The following is an 18,773-nucleotide window of genomic DNA, read 5'->3' on the forward strand; positions in this document are numbered from 1 at the left end:
GGTCGGTAATAGCCGGTCGTGCTACCAGGGTATTACGCAGACAAGGGGGACGGGCTTCATGACGACGACCACGGGCACCGAGTGGGCCGCGTGGCAGGAGAGCTGGGACCGGCAGCAGGAGTGGTACATGCCGGACCGCGAGGAACGCTTCCGCATCATGCTCGACATGGTCGAGGCACTGGTGGGCACGGCTCCCCGCGTCCTCGACCTCGCCTGCGGCACCGGCAGCATCACCGCGCGACTGCTCGGGCGCTTCCCGCAGGCCACGAGCACCGGCGTCGACCTCGACCCGGCCCTGCTCGCCGTCGCGCGCGGCACCTTCGAGGGCGACGAGCGCGTCTCCTTCGTCACCGCCGACCTCAAGGACCCCGGCTGGGCGCAGCGGCTGCCGTACGACTCGTACGACGCCGTCCTGACCGCCACGGCCCTGCACTGGCTCCACAGCGAACCCCTCGCGACCCTCTACGGTCAGGTCGCGGAGCTGGTCCGCGACGGCGGTGTCTTCATGAACGCGGACCACATGATCGACGACAGCACGCCCCGGATCAACGCGGCGGAGCGCGCCCAGCGCCACGCGCGCATGGAACAGGCCAAGCGGGAGGGCGCCCTCGACTGGGCCGCATGGTGGCGGGCCGCGGCCGAGGACCCGGTCCTCGCCGAACCCACCGCCCGCCGCTTCGAGATCTACGGCGAGCACGCCGACGGCGAGATGCCGTCGCCGGCCTGGCATGCGCGCACGCTGCTGGCACAGGGCTTCGCCGAGGCCCGGCCGGTGTGGTGCTCGCCCTCGGACACCCTGCTCCTCGCCCTCAAGTAGCCCGGGTACGGCAAAGGCCCGATGGACGGAGGCGGTGCGAGAGAAATTCGTACCGCCTCTTCTGCGTCCACGCGGGGCTCCCACCGCACTGGTACGGGTGAGACGGTCCGTAGCCGGTGGACCGGCGGAAAGGGGGAGGGGTGACGCGGGGCGCGGAAGCGGGTGCGACGGGGACTACGCGTTCGCCCGGAAGGACGGAGTGGGGTACGTCTCCGTGGGCGTGATACCGGCGAAGGCGGTGAAGGCCAAGGGAGTCGACCTCCACAAGGACCCCTGCCACATCGGCAACGTGACACCGCCGGTGCTGCGGTGCACGAACGAGAAGGTGCCGGGCGGCCTGCTGTCGATCTGGCTCACGCCCGCCCAGAAGGCCGTGCAGCCGTCGTACTACGGCGCCGTACTGGAGGCACGGCCGGTGCGCAAGGACGGCAGCATGCTGATCGTCCGTGACTGGACGGGCTTCCTGGGCAACGGCTCGCAGGGCCCGGTGCTCAAGACGTTCCCGCTCACGGGGCGCAGTTGCGGACACTGGCGCTCGAGCCCCAGCTGCTGCCGTAGCGGGGGCACCCGAAGAGGGGCGGCACGGGATCTCCGTACCTCCCCTCGTCCAGGTGATCCGTGTGCCTACAGCACCTTGGACAGGAAGGACTGCGTCCGCTCGTGCTGCGGGTTCGTCAGGACGTCGCGGGGACGGCCCGACTCGACGACCACGCCCTCGTCCATGAACACCAGGCTGTCGCCCACCTCGCGGGCGAAGCCCATCTCGTGGGTGACGACGACCATCGTCATGCCGGACTCGGCGAGGTCCCGCATGACGTCGAGGACGTCACCGACCAGCTCCGGGTCGAGGGCCGAGGTCGGCTCGTCGAACAGCATCAGCTTCGGGTCCATCGCGAGCGCCCGGGCGATCGCCACCCGCTGCTGCTGGCCGCCGGAGAGCTGCGAGGGGTAGTGCCCGGCCCGGTCGGCCAGGCCCACGCGCTCCAGCAGGCTCATCGCCCGCTCGCGCGCATCTGCCTTGCTTCGGCCCTTGACCTGCACCGGCGCCTCCATGACGTTCTCCAGCGCCGTCATGTGCGGGAACAGGTTGAAGCGCTGGAAGACCATGCCGATGTCCCGGCGCTTCATGGCGACCTCGCGGTCGCGCAGCTCGTACAGCTTGTCGCCCTGCTGGCGGTAGCCGACCAGTTCGCCGTCGACGTACAGCCGGCCGGCGTTGATCTTCTCGAGGTGGTTGATGCACCGCAGGAAGGTCGACTTGCCGGAGCCGGAGGGACCGATCAGGCAGAACACCTCGCCCGGCTTGACCTCCAGGTCGATGCCCTTGAGGACCTCGACCTGGCCGAAGGACTTGTGCACGCCCTCGGCCCTGACCATCGGCTTCTGCTCGGTCATGCCATGCCTCCCTTCGGGCGGCCCAGGGAGAACATGTTGGCCCGTACCTTCTGCCACGGCGTGGGCGGCAGGCTGCGGCTGGAACCGCGGGCGTAGTACCGCTCGATGTAGTACTGGCCGACGCTCAGGACGGACGTCATGATCAGGTACCAGGCGGCGGCCAGGAAGTACATCTCCACCGGGGCGCCGGAGTTCTGGCCGATGTCCTGGGCGTAGCGGAACAGCTCGGGATACTGGACGGCCGCCACGAGCGAGGTCGTCTTCAGCATGTTGATGACCTCGTTGCCCGTCGGCGGCACGATCACGCGCATCGCCTGCGGGATGATCACCCGGCGCAGGGTCTTGCCGTGGCTCATGCCGAGCGCGTGGGCCGCCTCGGTCTGGCCCTCGTCCACCGCGAGCAGGCCCGCCCGGCAGATCTCCGCCATGTACGCCGCCTCGTTCAGCCCCAGGCCGAGCAGCGCCGTCAGCAGCGGCGTCATGAAGTTCGACCAGTAGTCCTTGTAGAACGGCATCAGGTTGATGTACTCGAAGACCAGGCCCAGGTTGAACCAGAGGAACAGCTGGACCAGGACCGGGGTGCCGCGGAAGAACCAGATGTAGAACCACGCGATCGACGAGGTCACCGGGTTCTTCGACAGCCGCATGACGGCGAGGACGATGCCGCCGACGATGCCGATCAGCATCGACAGGACCGTCAGCAGGAGCGTCTTGGAGACACCGGTCATGATCCGGTGGTCGAAGAAGTAGTCCGGCACCGCGTGCCAGTTGATCTTGCCTTGGCCGAACGCGTAGATGATCGCGACGAGGATCGCGATGGCTATGAGGGCGGAAACGTATCGCCCGTAGTGCCGGACCGGGATCGCCTTGATGGCCTCCGGGCCGCCGGCCGGGGGAGCGCTCTCCTGCCCGGCCGTCTTCTCCATGTCAGTCACGGGTGTTGCCTCTCAGTGGCCGCTGCCGCGGGTCACTTGCCGCCGTTGATCACGGACTCCTTGACGGCGCCGTCCTGGGCGCCCCACTTCTGGAGGATCTTCGCGTACTCGCCGTTCTTGATGATCGCGTTCATCGCGGCCTGCAGCGCGTCGCGCAGCTGGGTGTCCGACTTCCCCACGGCGATGCCGTACGGGGCCGCCTCGACCTGCTGGCCCACGATCTGGAAGTCCTTGCCGCCGCCGGAGGTCTTCACCGCGTACGCGGCGACCGGGAAGTCGGAGGAGGCCGCGTCCACGCCGCCCGAGCGCAGCCGGGTCTGGGACTGCTGGTCGTCGTCGAACGGCTCGATGGTGAGCTTCTTGCCGCTCGGACACTTCTTGGCCTCCTGCTTGGCCAGGTCCTCCGAGACGGTGCCGCGCTCGACGGCGATCTTCTTGCCGCACAGGTCCGACCAGCCGGTGATGCCCTGGGTGTCGCCCTTGCGGGTGTATATCGAGACACCGGCGGTCAGGTAGTCGACGAAGTCGACGCCCTCGCCGACCTTCTTGCCCGTGTCGGGGTCGACACCCTCCTGGCGGTTCTTGTTGTCCGTCATCGCCGACATCGCGATGTCGTAGCGGCCGGAGCGCAGACCGGTGAGCAGGGCGTCGAACGTGCCGTTCTGGAACTCCAGCTTCACGCCGAGCTGCTTGCCCATGGCCGCGGCGAGGTCCGGGTCCAGGCCGACGGCCTTGCCGGAGGAGTCCTTGAACTCCACCGGTGCGTACGCGATGTCCGAGCCGACCTCGATCCTGCCCTTGTCCCGGATCTCCTTGGGGAGCTTGTCGGCCAGCGGAGCGGCGGCCGTGGAGGCGCCGCCGGAGCCCTTGCTGTTGTCCTTGGTCTGGTCACCGCAGCCGGTGAGCAGCAGGGCGCCCGCGACCGCGATCGCACCGGCCGCTGCCAGACGAGAGCGTGCGGCGGTCGTACGAGGGGTGGAGTTTGCGGTCATCGTGGTTCCTCCGGCGGATGGGAAGACGTGCGATGGGTCGGCGAGAACACACACCTTCGGGTGTCGCGACCTCGTGGGTTTACGGCATCTTGCCATTCGGACTACGCCGTGCAGGGGCGTCGCCATGTCAAAATCGGATAACGGGTCACCCCCGAACCGCATCAGGTCGGTACATCCTTGGTCGTTCACCACCGAACCATCTGCGGTACTCCAGCCTTCCGGCCGGAAAATCTTCGGCGCATCTCACGATGTGGTCAGCGCCTGTGTCCGCATACCGGTGTCTCCGGGTGCTTGGCGCGGTCGTCAGCCGCGCGTCATCTCCGTGTGGCTTTCTGGTGCCGTGATGTGACCTTGCACCTAATGGACTCGTCGTGGGCGCCGTCCGTCCGGTAAGAAGGTTCTTTACACCCCTCATCCGGGGCTCAGGGCGCGTGTGCGGCGCGCCCGTCGCGTACGGCCCGTACGTATCAGCAATCGGGCGGTACGCGGTGCCCGCCCACCCCTCACCAGGAGTGGTCGACCCTCAAACCATGCACACCTAAGGGGTACAACGAAGTGGCAGCGGAGATCGTCAATCCTCGCAGCGACAGCAAAGCGGATCAGGACGGCGGGGCGGAGCCCCTCGATTCCTTCGATCCGGTGTTCGCGCTGCACCGCGGCGGCAAGATGGCCGTGCAGGCCACCGTGCCGGTCCGCGACAAGGACGACCTTTCCCTCGCGTACACGCCCGGCGTCGCTCGCGTGTGCACCGCGATCGCGCAGCAGCCGGAGCTGGTCAACGACTACACGTGGAAGTCGTCGGTGGTCGCCGTCGTGACCGACGGTACGGCCGTGCTCGGACTCGGGGACATCGGTCCCGAGGCATCCCTCCCGGTGATGGAGGGCAAGGCGATTCTGTTCAAGCAGTTCGGCGGCGTCGACGCGGTGCCGATCGCGCTCGACTGCACCGACGTGGACGACATCGTCGAGACCGTCGTCCGGCTCGCCCCGTCCTTCGGCGGGGTGAACCTGGAGGACATCTCGGCGCCCCGGTGCTTCGAGATCGAGCGCCGGCTGCAGGAGCGCCTGGACATCCCGGTCTTCCACGACGACCAGCACGGCACGGCCGTCGTGACGCTCGCGGCGCTGCGGAACGCGGCGCGGCTCAGCGGTCGGGACATCGGTCAGCTGCGGGCGGTCATCTCGGGCGCCGGCGCGGCCGGTGTCGCCATTGCCAAGATGCTGGTCGAGGCCGGCATCGGGGACGTGGCGGTGGCGGACCGCAAGGGCGTCGTCTCGGCCGGCCGGGAGGACCTCACCCCGGTCAAGCGGGAGCTCGCCGGGTTCACCAACAAGGCCGGCATCACCGGCTCGCTGGAGGACGCCCTCGCGGGCGCCGACGTCTTCATCGGCGTCTCCGGCGGCACGGTCGCCGAGGAGGCCGTCGCCTCCATGGCCGAGGGCGCCTTCGTGTTCGCGATGGCCAACCCGAACCCCGAGGTGCACCCGGACGTCGCCCACAAGTACGCGGCGGTCGTCGCGACCGGGCGGTCCGACTTCCCGAACCAGATCAACAACGTGCTGGCGTTCCCGGGCATCTTCGCCGGTGCGCTGCAGGTGCGGGCCACTCGGATCACCGAGGGGATGAAGATCGCCGCCGCCGAGGCGCTGGCCGCGGTGGTCGGCGACGACCTCGCCGCCGACTACGTGATCCCCTCGCCGTTCGACGAGCGGGTCGCTCCGGCGGTGACGGCCGCGGTGGCGGCCGCTGCGCGGGCCGAGGGCGTCGCTCGTCGCTGACGTCGCGCTGCATGGCCCCGCCTGCCGAGGCGGGGCCATTTCTCTGCCGCCCGCGCGCACCGCATCGGGTGTCGAGGAGGTGCGCCGAGGCGGTGGGTGGCCCCAGGGGCGAGGACGTGCCCGTGAAGTCCCGGGTCCTCAGGGAGTGCCCTTCGGGTCGCCGCCGGGGCTGCGCCGCATGGGTGCCCTTGCGCAAGAGGGCATGTGTCACAGGGCCGTGTGGTTCCGTTGGCTGATCAGCCCACCTATCGTCGGCTGCATGTTCGCTGTCTACGCCGCCCGAATCGACCGCGACCAGCCGCTCACCGGCCTGGAGTTGGGGGAGCGTCCGGCCCCCGAGGCACGGCCCGGCTGGAGCACGATCGATGTGCGCGCCGCCTCCCTCAACCACCACGACCTCTGGTCCCTCAAGGGCGTCGGTCTGCCGGAGGACCGGCTTCCGATGATCCTCGGCTGTGACGCCGCCGGCGTCGACGAGGACGGCAACGAGGTCGTCCTGCACTCCGTCATCGGCCAGACCGGCCACGGCGTCGGCCCGAACGAGCCGCGCTCCATCCTGACCGAGCGCTACCAGGGCACCTTCGCCGAGCAGGTCGCCGTGCCGACCTGGAACGTGCTGCCCAAGCCCAAGGAGCTGTCCTTCGCCGAGGCCGCCTGTCTGCCGACGGCCTGGCTGACGGCCTACCGGATGCTGTTCACCAACGCCGGGGTACGGCCCGGGGACTCGGTGCTCGTGCAGGGCGCGGGCGGCGGTGTCGCCACGGCCGCGATCGTGCTCGGCAAGGCGGCGGGCCTGCGCGTCCTCGCCACCAGCCGCGACGAGGCCAAGCGGAAGCGGGCCGTCGAGCTGGGAGCCGTGGAGGCGGTGGAGCCCGGAGCACGGCTGCCGCAGCGGGTGGACGCGGTCATCGAGACCGTGGGCGCCGCCACCTGGTCCCACTCGGTGAAGTCGCTGCGGCCCGGCGGTACGCTCGTCATCTCCGGTGCCACCAGCGGCGACCGGCCCTCCCACGCCGAGCTGACCCGGATCTTCTTCCTCGAGCTGAAGGTCGTCGGTTCCACCATGGGCACCAAGGACGAGCTGGAGGACCTGCTCTCCTTCTGCGCGGCGACCGGTGTCCGGCCCGTCATCGACGAGGAACTGCCGCTGGACCGGGCCCGCGAGGGCTTCGAACGCCTCGCGTCCGGCGAGCAGTTCGGAAAGATCGTGCTCACCAACTCCTGACTCCGGCCGGGGCGCCGGACGGGCCGGGTGTCCCGGCCCGCCCTTTCCGCACTCGGCTTGTCAGGTCGGTGAACCGCGTCCCGGGCCCTCCGTCAGGCCCCCCGGTCGGCGTTCGGCGTGCGCAGGAGGGCGGCGATGCGGGCCGCGGCCGTCGACAGATGGCGCCGGGCGTCGCGGAGTTGGTCCGGGGTGACCCCGTGGTCGCGGGCCGCGTCGCGGATGTCGTCGCGGAAGCGGTCCAACAGGCGGTCCAGGTCGCGGGCCGGGTCGCCGGTGAAGTCGGCGTGCGCCCAGGAGGGTTCGTACTCCGCCGGGAAGTCCTCGGCCGGGAAGCACGGGCCCGGTGCGACGTCGTGCGGGTCCGACACGGAGCCGGTGTGCTTCGGCGCCGGTTCCCCCGAGGTGCGGGGGGAGCCCCAGTACTTGCCGAAGTCGCCCAGCTCCTTGGCCAGCTCCGACAGGCCCTCGCGCAGGCCCGTGGGCCAGTCGCCCTGGGCGAAGTGGTCCTGGACGCGGTCCTGCACCTGGCGGGCGATGCGCTGCATCTCCTCCTGCGCCTGGGCCCGCGCCCGCGCCTGCGCCTCCTGGGCCTGGCGGCGGGCTCGCTGGGCCTCCTCTCGGGCCCGGCGGCTCTCGTCCTTGGCGCGGCGGGCCTGCTCCTTCCACTCCTGCTTGACCCGGCGCATCTCCTCCTTGGCGGACTTCCAGGCCTCCTTGTCGGTGAGGTCGCCGTGCTCCCCGAGGGCACCCGGCGCGCCGGACCTGGCCCGGCGGGCCTCGGACGCCGCGGCGCGCATCTCGCGGCGCAGATCGCCGGCCGCGCCGCGCACGTCGGCCCGGATCTCGGCGGCAAGTTCGGCGACCGACTCGCGGATCTCCAGTTCCAGATCGGCCAACTCGCCGCTCCGGTCGGCCAGTTCGGCGCGGCCCGCGTCCGTGATGGCGTACACCTTGCGGCCACCCTCGGTGGTGTGCCTGACAAGGCCCTCGGCCTCCAGCTTGGCCAGCCGGGGGTAGACCGTGCCCGCCGACGGGGCGTACAGCCCCTGGAAGCGCTCCTCGAGGAGTCTGATCACCTCGTAGCCGTGGCGTGGGGCCTCGTCGAGCAGCTTGAGCAGGTACAGGCGCAGGCGCCCGTGGGCGAAGACGGGGGGCATGTCAGAGCACCTTCTTGTCGGTCGTGCCGTCGGCCGGGGCGTCGGTGCCGGTTCCACCGGTGCCCCGGCCGGAGACGGAATTCTCCCCCGGGGCGGGCGGGGCGCCGGCGCCGGGTCCGGTGCCGGGGTGCTGCGGGGACCCGGACGAGCCGGAGGGACCGAAGGACTCGGCGTCCCACGGGGTGTCCGGCTCGTCCTCGCGCGGCGGTCGGCGCAGCAGGGCGATCGAGCCGGAGACCGTGGTCGCCTTCAGTCTGCCCGTGCCCGCGCCGAGGCGGCCGGTGATCTTGTGGGCGCCCCACTGGCCGTGCACCCGCAGCCCGTCGAAGGCGTTGGAGATCGTGCCGCTCGCGGTGTTCGCCTCCACCTCGGCGTCCGCCGGGTGCGGCAGGCGGATGGCGATCTCGCCGGAGACGCTGGTCAGGGTGACGTCCGTCGGCCCCTCCGGATCCAGGTCGACGATCATGGACCCGCTGACGGAGTCGGCGCGCACGGAGCGGCCGGAGCCCTCGACGACCGTCAGGTCCCCCGAGACCGAGTTGAACCGCAGGTCGCCGGTGACGGCCTGGGCCTCCAGGTTCCCGGACACGGTGTCCGCGCGCACCGGGCCCGAGACGCCGACCAGGGTCGTGTCGCCGGTGACCCCCTTGACCACGGCGGGGCCGCGGATACCGGAGACGACGGCGGCGGCGCCGACCACGCCCACCTCCACCCGGGTGTCGCCGGGCACCGCCAGGGAGACGACCGCGCTGCGCCGCCAGCCCTTGCGGTCGAGCCATTTCAGGAAGCCCTTCCAGGGCAGGTCCTCGTAGGCCACCGTGAGGGTGTCACCCAGTTGGGTGACCACCAGGGGCGGGCCCTCGATCTCCGAGATCTCCAGGCGCGCGGAACCCTCGTCCGTGCCCACCACGTTGACCGTTCCGTTGACGATGCGCACCTGGACGTCGCTCACGCGGGTGTCGAAGGTGAACTTCCGGGGCTCGCTGACGGACCACTCGGGCATGGGGACCTCCTCGGCCGGGCACGGACACGGGACACGCCATATCGCGTCTTCCGAGAAACACGATATATCGTGGGCTCCGGAAGTCAAGGCACTCTTTCGCGTGAGCGCGTACGGCTCATACCGGGCGTGATCGTGACGGGATGCCTAGCGTGTTTCCATGTCGACGCGTGCGTTCCACCGCGGCTCCCATGCCGCCTCCGCCAGCGGTGCGCTGCTGCTCTGCCGGGCCGAACCGGAATCCGTCGGCCTGCTCGCGCCGCTGCTGCGCGAGCGGATGGCGCTCACACACGCGGGCGGGCGGTGGAGCGTACTGGTACCGGAAGGCGGTCCATGGCGCACAGGCGGTGCCGGGAGCGAGCCCGTCGACCGCGTGCTCACCGGGTGGGCCTCCGCGCTCGCCGTCGGATCGTCATGGCCCGTGCTGGCGCTGTGGTGGGACGCCGACCGGGTCGGTTACACCCTCGCGTCCGGCTTCCGCCGTCCTGTGGGTTACGTCTGGCTGGCCAACGGCACGCCGGCTGGGGAACACGAGGCGATGCACACCTTCGCGGTGCGGCTGGGCCTGGATCCCGTACTGGACGTACAGGCCTTGGAGGGTCTGACGACGCCGGACTCCGAGGCGGACGGGCGGACACGGCTGCGGGGGCTGATCGCCGTCCTCACGCGCGCGGGGGTCGAACTGCCGGCGGGCCTGGCGCCGGGGGAGAGCGCCGACCGGCTGCTGCACGCCGTGGCGGACGCGCCGGGCGGGGTGCGGTGGGTCCAGGGGGCCGGGTGGCGGGAGGCGGTGCGAGCGGAGCCGGAGCGGGAGCCGGAGGCCGGGGAGAAGGACAGCGGCTGCACGGGGTTCCGGGTGTGGGTGCCGGGCTCGGGGGATCCACGGGCCCGATGGCTCGGGATGGCGCAGGTCGGGGTGGGGCTGCCGGTGACCGTGTGGGGGATCTGGCGGCGGAGCGGAGGGTGGGTGGCGGCAGGGGTGCTGCTGCTGGCGCACGGGGTGCTGGGGCTGGCGTACGAGGGGGTGCACGGGCGTGGGTGACGGTGTGCGCGGCGCGGGCGGCGGACGGTGCTGCGGGCGCCCCTCGGGGGCGCCGGAAACTGCCCGACCGGCCGCCGCGACCCGCGCCCGGCGGCGACCCGCCAGGCCCCGCACAGATCCCGTGGCAGTCCACCGGGGAAGGGCTGTGGCGGTCGACCCCGGAACATTGCATACGCTGTCCTGTAGCCACCACCGGCATGTTCACGCAGGAGACGCACCCCATGTACTTCACCGACCGCGGTATCGAGGAGTTGGAGAAGCGGCGCGGCGAGGAGGAGGTCAGCTTTGAGTGGCTGGCCGAACAGCTGCGCACGTTCGTCGATCTGAACCCCGACTTCGAGGTGCCCGTAGAGCGGCTGGCCACCTGGCTCGCCCGGCTCGACGACGAGGACGACGAGTAGTAGTCGCGCCCGCGCCCGCGCACGGCCACCCGCGCACCCGCCCCCGACCGGCCGAAGGGCCCGGTACCGAGCGAGAAACTCGGTACCGGGCCCTTCGTCTCCGGGGCCTACGCCTCGAAAACCTCGCGCACGAGCTGCTCCTGCTCGGCCTGGTGCCGCTTGGCGGAGCCCACCGCCGGCGACGACGAGTGCGGGCGCGAGATGCGCCGCAGGCGCTCGCCGTGCGGGACGTCCGCGCCGACCGCCAGGTCCAGGTGGTCGATCAGGTTGAGCGCGATGAACGGCCAGGCGCCCTGGTTCGCCGGCTCCTCCTGCGCCCACAGGTACTTCTCGGCGTTCGGGTACTTCTTGATCTCCGCCTGGAGCTCGGCACCCGGCAGCGGGTACAGCCGCTCGATGCGGATGATCGCGGTGTCCGTCACGCCGCGCTTCCGGCGCTCGGCCTCCAGGTCGTAGTAGACCTTGCCGGCGCAGAAGACGACCTTGCGGACGGCGGCCGGGTCGACGGAGTTGTCGCCGATGACCGGGCGGAACTCCCCGCTCGTGAACTCCTCCGCCTTCGAGGCCGCGGCCTTCAGACGCAGCATCGACTTCGGGGTGAAGACGATCAGCGGCTTGTGGTGCGGGTTGTGCACCTGCCACCGCAGGAGGTGGAAGTAGTTCGACGGCAGCGTCGGCATCGCGACCGTCATGTTGTTCTGGGCGCAGAGCTGGAGGAACCGCTCCGGGCGGGCCGAGGAGTGGTCCGGGCCCTGGCCCTCGTAGCCGTGCGGGAGGAGCAGGACCACGCCGCTGGTCTGGCCCCACTTCTGCTCGGCGGAGGAGATGAACTCGTCGACGACCGTCTGCGCGCCGTTGGTGAAGTCGCCGAACTGCGCCTCCCACATCACGAGCGCGTCCGGGCGGGCCAGCGAGTAGCCGTACTCGAAGCCCATGGCCGCGTACTCGGAGAGCAGGGAGTTGTAGACGTTCAGGCGGGCCTGGTCGTCGGACAGGTACTGCAGCGGGGTGTACTCCTCGCCGGTCTCCCGGTCGATCAGCACCGCATGGCGCTGGCCGAAGGTGCCGCGCTGGGAGTCCTGGCCGGCGAGCCGGACCGGGGTGCCCTCCAGCAGCAGGGAGCCGATGGCCAGGGTCTCGCCCATGCCCCAGTCGATGGTGCCGTCCTCGACCATCGCCGCACGGCGCTGCAGCTGCGGCTGCAGACGCGGGTGGACGCTGATGCCGTCGGGGATGTTGACCTGGGACTCGGCGATCCGCTTGACGACCTCGGCGGAGACCGCGGTCGGGACCACGACCGGGAAGCCGTCCTGCGGTGCCTGGACGTCACCGGTGGCCGGCTGCGAGGTGGCCTCGCGGACCTCGGTGAAGACCTTCTCCAGCTGGCCCTGGTAGTCCTGGAGCGCCTGCTCGGCCTCTTCCAGGGTGATGTCGCCGCGACCGATCAGCGACTCGGTGTAGAGCTTGCGCACCGAGCGCTTCTTGTCGATCAGGTCGTACATCAGCGGCTGGGTGAAGGCCGGGTTGTCGGACTCGTTGTGACCGCGGCGGCGGTAGCAGATGAGGTCGATCACCACGTCCTTGTTGAACGCCTGACGGAACTCGAAGGCGAGCCGCGCGACGCGGACGACGGCCTCGGGGTCGTCGCCGTTGACGTGGAAGATCGGGGCCTCGATCATGCGCGCCACGTCCGTCGCGTACATGGAGGAACGCGAGGACTCGGGGGCCGCGGTGAAGCCGACCTGGTTGTTGATGACGATGTGGACCGTGCCGCCGGTGCGGTAGCCGCGCAGCTGCGACATGTTCAGGGTCTCGGCCACCACGCCCTGGCCCGCGAAGGCCGCGTCGCCGTGGATCGCCACCGGCAGGACGGTGAAGTCCGTGCCGCCCTTGTTGATGATGTCCTGCTTGGCGCGGGAGACACCCTCGAGGACGGGGTCGACGGCCTCCAGGTGGGAGGGGTTCGCGACCAGGGAGACCTTGATCTGCTCGCCGTCCAGGCCGGTGAAGGTGCCCTCGGCGCCCAGGTGGTACTTCACGTCGCCCGAGCCGTGCATCGACTTCGGGTCGAGGTTGCCCTCGAACTCGCGGAAGATCTGCGCGTAGGACTTGCCGACGATGTTGGCGAGGACGTTCAGGCGGCCGCGGTGGGCCATGCCGATGACGACCTCGTCGAGCCGCGACTCGGCCGCGGAGTCGATGACCGCGTCGAGCAGCGGGATGACGGACTCGCCGCCCTCGAGGGAGAAGCGCTTCTGGCCGACGTACTTCGTCTGCAGGAAGGTCTCGAAGGCCTCCGCCGCGTTCAGCCGGCGCAGGATCCGCAGTTGCTCCTCGCGCTCCATCTTGGAGTGCGGGCGCTCCACGCGGTCCTGGATCCACTTGCGCTGCTTGGGGTCCTGGATGTGCATGAACTCGATGCCGGTGGTGCGGCAGTACGAGTCGCGCAGCACGCCGAGGATGTCGCGCAGCTTCATCATCGACTTGCCGGCGAAGCCGCCGACGGCGAACTCGCGCTCCAGGTCCCACAGGGTGAGGCCGTGCTCGACGATGTCCAGGTCGGGGTGCTTGCGCTGCTTGTACTCCAGCGGGTCGGTGTCGGCCATGACGTGGCCGCGCACCCGGTAGGAGTGGATCAGCTCGAAGACGCGGGCGGCCTTGGTGACGTCGTCGTCGTGGCTGGCGTCGATGTCCCGCAGCCAGCGGACCGGCTCGTAGGGGATCCGCAGGGCCTCGAAGATGGCGTCGTAGAAGCCGTTCTCGCCCAGCAGCAGGTTGGAGACCTGGCGCAGGAACTCGCCGGAGGCGGCGCCCTGGATCACCCGGTGGTCGTAGGTCGACGTGAGCGTCATGACCTTCGAGATGCCGAGCTTGTTCAGGGTGTCCTGGCTGGTGCCCTGGAACTCCGCCGGGTAGTCCATGGAGCCGACGCCCATGATCACGGACTGGCCGGGCATCAGGCGCGGCACGGAGTGCACGGTGCCGAGGCCGCCCGGGTTGGTCAGGGAGACCGTGACACCGGTGAAGTCGTCCATCGTCAGCTTGCCGTCGCGGGCGCGGCGGACGATGTCCTCGTAGGCCTGCCAGAACTCGAAGAAGTTCAGCGTCTCGGCCTTCTTGATGGCGGCCACGACGAGCTGGCGGTCACCGTTGGGCTTCACCAGGTCGATGGCGAGGCCCAGGTTGACGTGCGGCGGCTTGACGAGGGTCGGCTTGCCGTCCTTCTCGCCGTACGACCAGTTCATCGACGGCATGGCCTTGATGGCCTGCACCATCGCGTACCCGATGAGGTGGGTGAAGGAGATCTTCCCGCCCCGGGCGCGCTTGAGGTGGTTGTTGATGACGATCCGGTTGTCGAACAGCAGCTTCACCGGGACCGCGCGGACCGAGGTGGCGGTCGGCAGCTCCAGCGAGGCGTTCATGTTCTTCGCGACGGCGGCGGCCGGGCCGCGCAGCGTGATCAGCTCCGGGCCGTCGGGGACCTCGGGTGCCTTGGCGGCGGACGATCGCGCGGCGTCAGCCGCTCCAGTGGAGCCGGTGCCTGCACCGGGCTTCGGCTGGGCCGGCGCCTGTGCGGGCGTCGCCGGCCTGGCCGGGGCGGGGGCCGCGGCCTGCGCCGCGGGGGCCGGAGCAGGGGCTGCGGCGGGCTCCGGGGCCGCGGGAACCGGTGCGGGAGCGGCCTGGGCCCGCGGGGTCTCTGCGGCCCCCGTGGCCGCAGTACCCGCCGGAGCCGGCGTGGCAGGGGCCCCCGGCTTGTAATCGGCGAAGAAGTCCCACCAGGCGCGGTCTACCGAATTCGGGTCCTGGAGGTACTGCTGATAGATCTCGTCGACGAGCCACTCGTTCGGACCGAACGCGGCTGCGGGGTTCTTCCCGGCTTGGTCGTCGGTGGAGACACTCGGGTTACTGGGGGACTGTGGCGACACGGCGGCAACCGCCCTCTTCCGCTTCACAAGGTGATGGACAGCGGGAATAAAGGCTACGCCTCCCCAAGGGTGAAGGTCAGGTCGGGCAAGGTCATCGTCGCGTAAGTCACACGAGAAATCTTGTTTCAGGGCTTGATATGGCGGGAAACAAGCGTGGTTCCGCAGATGAGAGGGTGCATTCGCCCCGGCCCGGCGCTTGCCTGTTCGACCGGTCGCGCGGGCCCGCCGCTGATCACACGTGTCCAGCTGCGCCACTGCGGCGCGGACGGTCGTGGATCTTGTGCTTCCGGTTCGAACCTTACGTCAACCTGAGGCGGAGGGAAGTCCCGGAAGGGTGACGATGATCCGGCAGCCGCGCTCGGATTCGGCCACGCCGATCCGGCCACCGTGCAGGTCCACCGCCCAGCGGGCGATCGCCAGACCGAGCCCCGTACCGCCGTCGCTGCCCGGGCCGTGCGGCCGGGTCACGGCGCCCCGGTTGAACCGCTCGAACACCCGGTGCCACTCCGACCGGGGGATGCCCGGGCCCTCGTCCAGGACCTCCAGCTCCAGCGACTCCGGCCGCGGCCCGCGCCGCGCCTTCACCGTGACCCGGCCGTGCGGCGGGCTGTGCTTGACCGCGTTGTCGATCAGGTTGGCCACGACCTGGTGGATGCGCTCGGGATCCGCGTGCGCGGTCAGCTCCGGCGGTGAGACGTCGAGGTGCAGATGGACGTCGGTGCGGGTGTGGCTGCCGGAGCCGGAGGCGATGCCCGCGCGCGCCGAGGCCACCATGTTGGCCTCCTTCAGCACGCCGGAGAGGTACGGCCACACCTCGAAGCGGCGCATCTTCAGCGGTACGACGCCGTTGTCGAGCCGGGACAGGTCCAGCAGGGTCTCCACCAGCCGGCCGAGCCGCTCGGTCTGCTTCAGGGCCGTCCGCATGGTCTCGGGGTCGGCCTCGGTGACGCCGTCGACGATGTTCTCCAGCACCGCGCGCAGCCCGGCGATGGGGGTGCGCAGCTCATGGGAGACATTTGCCACGAGTTCCTTGCGCTGGCGGTCCTGGGCCTCCAGCTCGTCCGCCATGGCGTTGATCGTGCGGGCCAGGTCGCCCAGCTCGTCGCGGCGGCCCTCGCTCACCCGGCGGGTGTAGTCGCCCTCCGAGATGGACCGCGCCACCGTGTTCATCTCGTCCAGCGGCATGGTCAGCGAGTGCGCCACGAACTGCGTGATCAGCAGCGTGGCGATCATCGAGAAGACCGTGATGAAGCGCAGCTCGGTCTTGGTGTGCACCGCGACGATCGACAGCCCGGTGGTGATCAGCACCGCGATGACGACCAGCGCGCCCAGCTTGGTCTTGATCGAGAACGGGCGTACGCCGCCCCAGGGATTGTCCTCGGTGAGGGTCCCGGGGCTCCTCCGTGCGGCCTGGCGCCCGTCACCGCTCATGGGGTGGGCGTCTCCAGCGCGTAGCCGACGCCGTGCACGGTGCGGATCCGCTCGGCGCCGATCTTCCGGCGCAGCGCCTTGATGTGACTGTCGACCGTGCGGGTGCCGGAGGCGTCCGCCCAGTCCCACACCTCGGCCAGCAGCTGCTCCCGGGAGAGCACCGCGCGCGGTGTGTTCGCCAGGCACACCAGCAGGTCGAACTCGGTGGGCGTCAGATGGACGTCCTCGGACTTCACCCGCACCCTGCGCTGCGCGTGGTCGATCTCCAGCTCGCCGAGCCGCAGGATGCCGGAGCGCGGGGTGGCGGCGGCGAGGGCCGCCCGCTCCACGCGGCGCAGCAGCACGTGCACGCGTGCCGCCAGCTCCCGCATCGAGAACGGCTTGGTCATGTAGTCGTCGGCGCCGACCCCGAGACCGACCAGCATGTCCGTCTCGTCGTCCCGCGCGGTCAGCATCAGCACCGGCACCGGGCGCTGCGCCTGCACCCGCCGGCAGACCTCGAGGCCGTCGAAGCCCGGCAGCATGATGTCGAGGATCAGCAGATCGGGCTGCCAGGCCTCGGCCGTGTCGACCGCGGCCGGGCCGTCGGACGCCGTCTGTACGAGAAATCCCTCAGCACGGAGCCGGGCCGCGATGGCGTCGACGATCGTGGGGTCGTCCTCGACGACCAGCACCCGGCGCTGTGCGCCCGGGGTGGTCGTCGCCGCGCCGCTCTGGGAGGTGTGTGTCTGCTCCATCGCCCGCCCCTGCTTGTTGCTTTCCGGAACCAGTGGGGTGATCCCATGTCTGCGATTGACGCTTGAATGATCCGTGCGTCACGGCAGCACATTACGGGGATCCACCGCGCTGTCGCTATCCAGGTCGGACAGCGATGTGGACGGCGTCCGGAACGCCCCGGGCAACGGACACCTCTTCGGTACGCACCTGATGGAACCCGGCATTCCGCAAGGTTCCTTCAAATTCCGGAGAGGGCTCGGCGGACCATACGGCGAGTACTCCACCCGGGTTCAGCGCTCTTGTGCAGGAGGTGAGACCGGCCGGTGAATAGAGGGTGTGGTTGTCGTCGGTGACGGTCCAGCCGGGGCCGTTGTCGATGTCCAGGCAGAGCGCGTCGAACGTGTCGGATGTCTCATTGACGAACGCCACCAGATCGTCCTGCACGATCTCGGTGCGCGGATCGCGCAGCGCGCCGGCGGACACCTCGGTCAGCGGCCCGTCGCGGTGCCAGTCGATGACGGCGGGCTCCCGCTCGACGACGGTGATCCGCCCCCACCGCGGATCCGCCGCGGCGTGCGCGAGCGAGAAACCCACACCCAGCCCTCCGATCAGCACGTTCGGCTCCGGGCGGTCGTCCAGCGCCTCGTATGCGGCGTCGACCAGCCGCCGCTCGGAGCGGCCGTCGGAGGTGTCCATGAGGAAGCAGCCGTTGGCGATGATCTGCAGCAGCGCTCCGTGCCGGCGCAGCACCACCTCGCCGTACGGGCCGTCGCGCCGGTCGAGGACCACGGGGGAGTCGTACACGGCAGTCATGCCTCCATCCTGCTCGAACACACCGTGGCCGACACGGGAATTACGGGTGCCGCACTGATGTGCGGCCGAAGGGGGGTGAGGCGCGGACGCCGCCGAAACGTAGGAGGTTGCTGTGAATCGGCTCTCGCGTGGCGTCGGTCATAGACAGTGGCCCGCGGACCGCGAAGTGTTGGGCCGGACGGAAGGAGTGCCACGAACGTGGAACGGACCGCGACGGGCCCTGCGACGGCCGCGTCCCCGCCCCTGACGGACGTGCCCGTCCCGGACGGCACCACCGCCCTCCCGCTCCCCGCGCTCGCGCGTCTCCTGGACGGCATGCCGCGCCAGCGGGACGCCCCGGCTCCCGTTCCCCGGTCCGCCGCCCCGTCCGAGGCGTCCCCGGCCGTACCGCTCCGGCTCCCTTTCCCGCGGGTGTGGCGCCTGCTGCCCACCCCCGTCGGCACCCCGTTCACCTTCGCCTACACGGCCCTCCTGGCGGTCACCTCCGTGGTGGCCGCCCTCGCCGACCCGGCCCTGGTGCACGCCTTCTACCAGGACTCCAGCACGGACGTGGCCCACCTGCTGCGGTCGCCCGCCGTGGTGCTGCTGGCGAGCGCGCTGTGGATCGCCGGCGGGGTCCTGTCGCCGTACGCGCTCGCGTTCGTGCTGGTCCTCACCGCGCTGGAGCGGCGGATAGGCGGCGCGAGAGCCGCCTGCGTCTTCCTCGCCGGGCACGTCCTGGCCACCCTCGCCACGGAGATCCCCGTGGGCCTGGCCGTCCTGGTCGGCCATCTGCCGGCCACCTCGCTGCACCGCCTCGACTACGGCATCAGCTTCGGCGTCGCCGCCAGCATCGGCGCTCTGTGCGGCCTGCTGCCCCCCTGGCTCGGCTGGCCCCTCCTCGCCCTGACGGCCGGCGAGCTCGTGACCGACCTGATCGCCTTCGAGGACCCGATGACGAACTGGGGTCACCTGATCGCGCTGACGACAGGGGTGGCGAGCCGGCCCTTCGTGCGCCGGTGGGCGCAGGCGCCCCGATAGAGGCGCCGGGCCGTCCCGGCGGGCGGCTCACCGGCGTGGCTGCGTACGCGGCCCCCGCAACGCTCCTTTCCATGCATTCCGTTGGACGCGTCTGATCGCTCACAGCGAACAGGCGGAGGGAAC

At 70.6% G+C, this 18,773-nt stretch carries 15 protein-coding genes; 6 read left to right on the forward strand and 9 right to left on the reverse strand.

Annotation, left to right across the window (positions count from 1 at the left end; all coding sequences use genetic code 11):
* The first annotated feature begins 58 nt into the window (after positions 1-58).
* Positions 59-817: a class I SAM-dependent methyltransferase gene (locus tag AC5WRT_RS08005; protein ID WP_496093558.1), complete on the forward strand. Its 759-nt coding sequence runs from the start codon at positions 59-61 to the stop codon at positions 815-817.
* 624 nt (positions 818-1,441) lie between these two features.
* Here the strand turns inward: AC5WRT_RS08005 and AC5WRT_RS08010 are convergent.
* Genes AC5WRT_RS08010 through AC5WRT_RS08020 form a run of 3 tightly spaced genes read right to left on the reverse strand, consistent with a single transcriptional unit; the run spans position 1,442 to position 4,139 of the window.
* On the reverse strand, positions 1,442-2,194 hold the full coding sequence (locus AC5WRT_RS08010) for an amino acid ABC transporter ATP-binding protein (protein WP_496093621.1): 753 nt from the start codon (positions 2,192-2,194) through the stop codon (positions 1,442-1,444).
* 14 nt (positions 2,195-2,208) lie between these two features.
* The gene (locus AC5WRT_RS08015; protein ID WP_496093557.1) at positions 2,209-3,147 is read right to left on the reverse strand and encodes an amino acid ABC transporter permease; all 939 of its coding nucleotides are present in this window, start codon (positions 3,145-3,147) and stop codon (positions 2,209-2,211) included.
* Positions 3,148-3,179: 32 nt separating this feature from the next.
* Complete coding sequence (locus AC5WRT_RS08020) at positions 3,180-4,139, reverse strand: ABC transporter substrate-binding protein (RefSeq protein ID WP_496093556.1); 960 nt, start codon at positions 4,137-4,139, stop codon at positions 3,180-3,182.
* 555 nt (positions 4,140-4,694) lie between these two features.
* Here AC5WRT_RS08020 and AC5WRT_RS08025 point away from each other — a divergent pair.
* Positions 4,695-5,918: an NAD(P)-dependent malic enzyme gene (locus AC5WRT_RS08025; RefSeq protein ID WP_496093555.1), complete on the forward strand. Its 1,224-nt coding sequence runs from the start codon at positions 4,695-4,697 to the stop codon at positions 5,916-5,918.
* A gap of 259 nt (positions 5,919-6,177) precedes the next feature.
* Positions 6,178-7,143 (forward strand): zinc-binding dehydrogenase, encoded by a 966-nt coding sequence (locus AC5WRT_RS08030; RefSeq protein WP_496093554.1) that lies wholly within the window; start codon positions 6,178-6,180, stop codon positions 7,141-7,143.
* Between the two features lie 92 nt (positions 7,144-7,235).
* Here the strand turns inward: AC5WRT_RS08030 and AC5WRT_RS08035 are convergent, their stop codons facing one another.
* Together AC5WRT_RS08035 and AC5WRT_RS08040 are read right to left on the reverse strand one after the other, a co-directional pair.
* Entirely contained in the window at positions 7,236-8,300 is a 1,065-nt protein-coding gene (locus tag AC5WRT_RS08035) for a PadR family transcriptional regulator (RefSeq protein WP_496093553.1), read from the reverse strand.
* 1 nt (position 8,301) lies between these two features.
* Complete coding sequence (locus tag AC5WRT_RS08040) at positions 8,302-9,303, reverse strand: DUF4097 family beta strand repeat-containing protein (protein ID WP_496093552.1); 1,002 nt, start codon at positions 9,301-9,303, stop codon at positions 8,302-8,304.
* 157 nt (positions 9,304-9,460) lie between these two features.
* Here AC5WRT_RS08040 and AC5WRT_RS08045 point away from each other — a divergent pair, with 157 nt between their 5' ends.
* Entirely contained in the window at positions 9,461-10,342 is an 882-nt protein-coding gene (locus AC5WRT_RS08045; RefSeq protein WP_496093551.1) for a hypothetical protein, read from the forward strand.
* Positions 10,343-10,563: 221 nt separating this feature from the next.
* Positions 10,564-10,743 carry a DUF6104 family protein gene (locus tag AC5WRT_RS08050; protein ID WP_018544467.1) on the forward strand — a complete coding sequence of 60 codons (180 nt, stop codon included), beginning with the start codon at positions 10,564-10,566 and terminating at the stop codon, positions 10,741-10,743.
* Between the two features lie 107 nt (positions 10,744-10,850).
* Here the strand turns inward: AC5WRT_RS08050 and AC5WRT_RS08055 are convergent, their stop codons facing one another.
* From AC5WRT_RS08055 to AC5WRT_RS08070, 4 genes are all read right to left on the reverse strand, one after another.
* Positions 10,851-14,669 carry a multifunctional oxoglutarate decarboxylase/oxoglutarate dehydrogenase thiamine pyrophosphate-binding subunit/dihydrolipoyllysine-residue succinyltransferase subunit gene (locus AC5WRT_RS08055; RefSeq protein ID WP_496093550.1) on the reverse strand — a complete coding sequence of 1,273 codons (3,819 nt, stop codon included), beginning with the start codon at positions 14,667-14,669 and terminating at the stop codon, positions 10,851-10,853.
* A 303-nt stretch (positions 14,670-14,972) separates the two neighbouring features.
* A complete protein-coding gene (locus AC5WRT_RS08060; RefSeq protein WP_496093549.1) occupies positions 14,973-16,100 on the reverse strand; it encodes a HAMP domain-containing sensor histidine kinase in 1,128 nt (375 codons plus the stop codon).
* Positions 16,097-16,837 carry a response regulator transcription factor gene (locus AC5WRT_RS08065; protein WP_031163266.1) on the reverse strand — a complete coding sequence of 247 codons (741 nt, stop codon included), beginning with the start codon at positions 16,835-16,837 and terminating at the stop codon, positions 16,097-16,099. The genes AC5WRT_RS08060 and AC5WRT_RS08065 overlap by 4 nt, the downstream gene beginning before the upstream one ends.
* 115 nt (positions 16,838-16,952) lie before the next feature.
* The gene (locus tag AC5WRT_RS08070) at positions 16,953-17,630 is read right to left on the reverse strand and encodes a spermine/spermidine synthase domain-containing protein (protein WP_496093548.1); all 678 of its coding nucleotides are present in this window, start codon (positions 17,628-17,630) and stop codon (positions 16,953-16,955) included.
* Between the two features lie 198 nt (positions 17,631-17,828).
* Between AC5WRT_RS08070 and AC5WRT_RS08075 the strand changes: the two genes are divergently transcribed.
* Entirely contained in the window at positions 17,829-18,650 is an 822-nt protein-coding gene (locus tag AC5WRT_RS08075) for a rhomboid-like protein (RefSeq protein ID WP_496100043.1), read from the forward strand.
* Positions 18,651-18,773: the final 123 nt, after the last annotated feature.

The organism is Streptomyces sp. NTD91, assembly GCF_059510455.1.

Excerpts from the sequence above, each read along its gene's own strand:
- AC5WRT_RS08005 (WP_496093558.1), top strand. The coding sequence starts at position 59 with ATGACGACGACCACGGGCACCGAGTGGGCCGCGTGGCAGGAGAGCTGG.
- AC5WRT_RS08010 (WP_496093621.1), bottom strand. The coding sequence starts at position 2,194 with ATGGTCAGGGCCGAGGGCGTGCACAAGTCCTTCGGCCAGGTCGAGGTC.
- AC5WRT_RS08065 (WP_031163266.1), bottom strand. The coding sequence starts at position 16,837 with ATGGAGCAGACACACACCTCCCAGAGCGGCGCGGCGACGACCACCCCG.
- AC5WRT_RS08070 (WP_496093548.1), bottom strand. The coding sequence starts at position 17,630 with ATGACTGCCGTGTACGACTCCCCCGTGGTCCTCGACCGGCGCGACGGC.
- AC5WRT_RS08050 (WP_018544467.1), top strand. The coding sequence starts at position 10,564 with ATGTACTTCACCGACCGCGGTATCGAGGAGTTGGAGAAGCGGCGCGGC.
- AC5WRT_RS08035 (WP_496093553.1), bottom strand. The coding sequence starts at position 8,300 with ATGCCCCCCGTCTTCGCCCACGGGCGCCTGCGCCTGTACCTGCTCAAG.
- AC5WRT_RS08060 (WP_496093549.1), bottom strand. The coding sequence starts at position 16,100 with ATGAGCGGTGACGGGCGCCAGGCCGCACGGAGGAGCCCCGGGACCCTC.
- AC5WRT_RS08030 (WP_496093554.1), top strand. The coding sequence starts at position 6,178 with ATGTTCGCTGTCTACGCCGCCCGAATCGACCGCGACCAGCCGCTCACC.
- AC5WRT_RS08045 (WP_496093551.1), top strand. The coding sequence starts at position 9,461 with ATGTCGACGCGTGCGTTCCACCGCGGCTCCCATGCCGCCTCCGCCAGC.
- AC5WRT_RS08040 (WP_496093552.1), bottom strand. The coding sequence starts at position 9,303 with ATGCCCGAGTGGTCCGTCAGCGAGCCCCGGAAGTTCACCTTCGACACC.
- AC5WRT_RS08020 (WP_496093556.1), bottom strand. The coding sequence starts at position 4,139 with ATGACCGCAAACTCCACCCCTCGTACGACCGCCGCACGCTCTCGTCTG.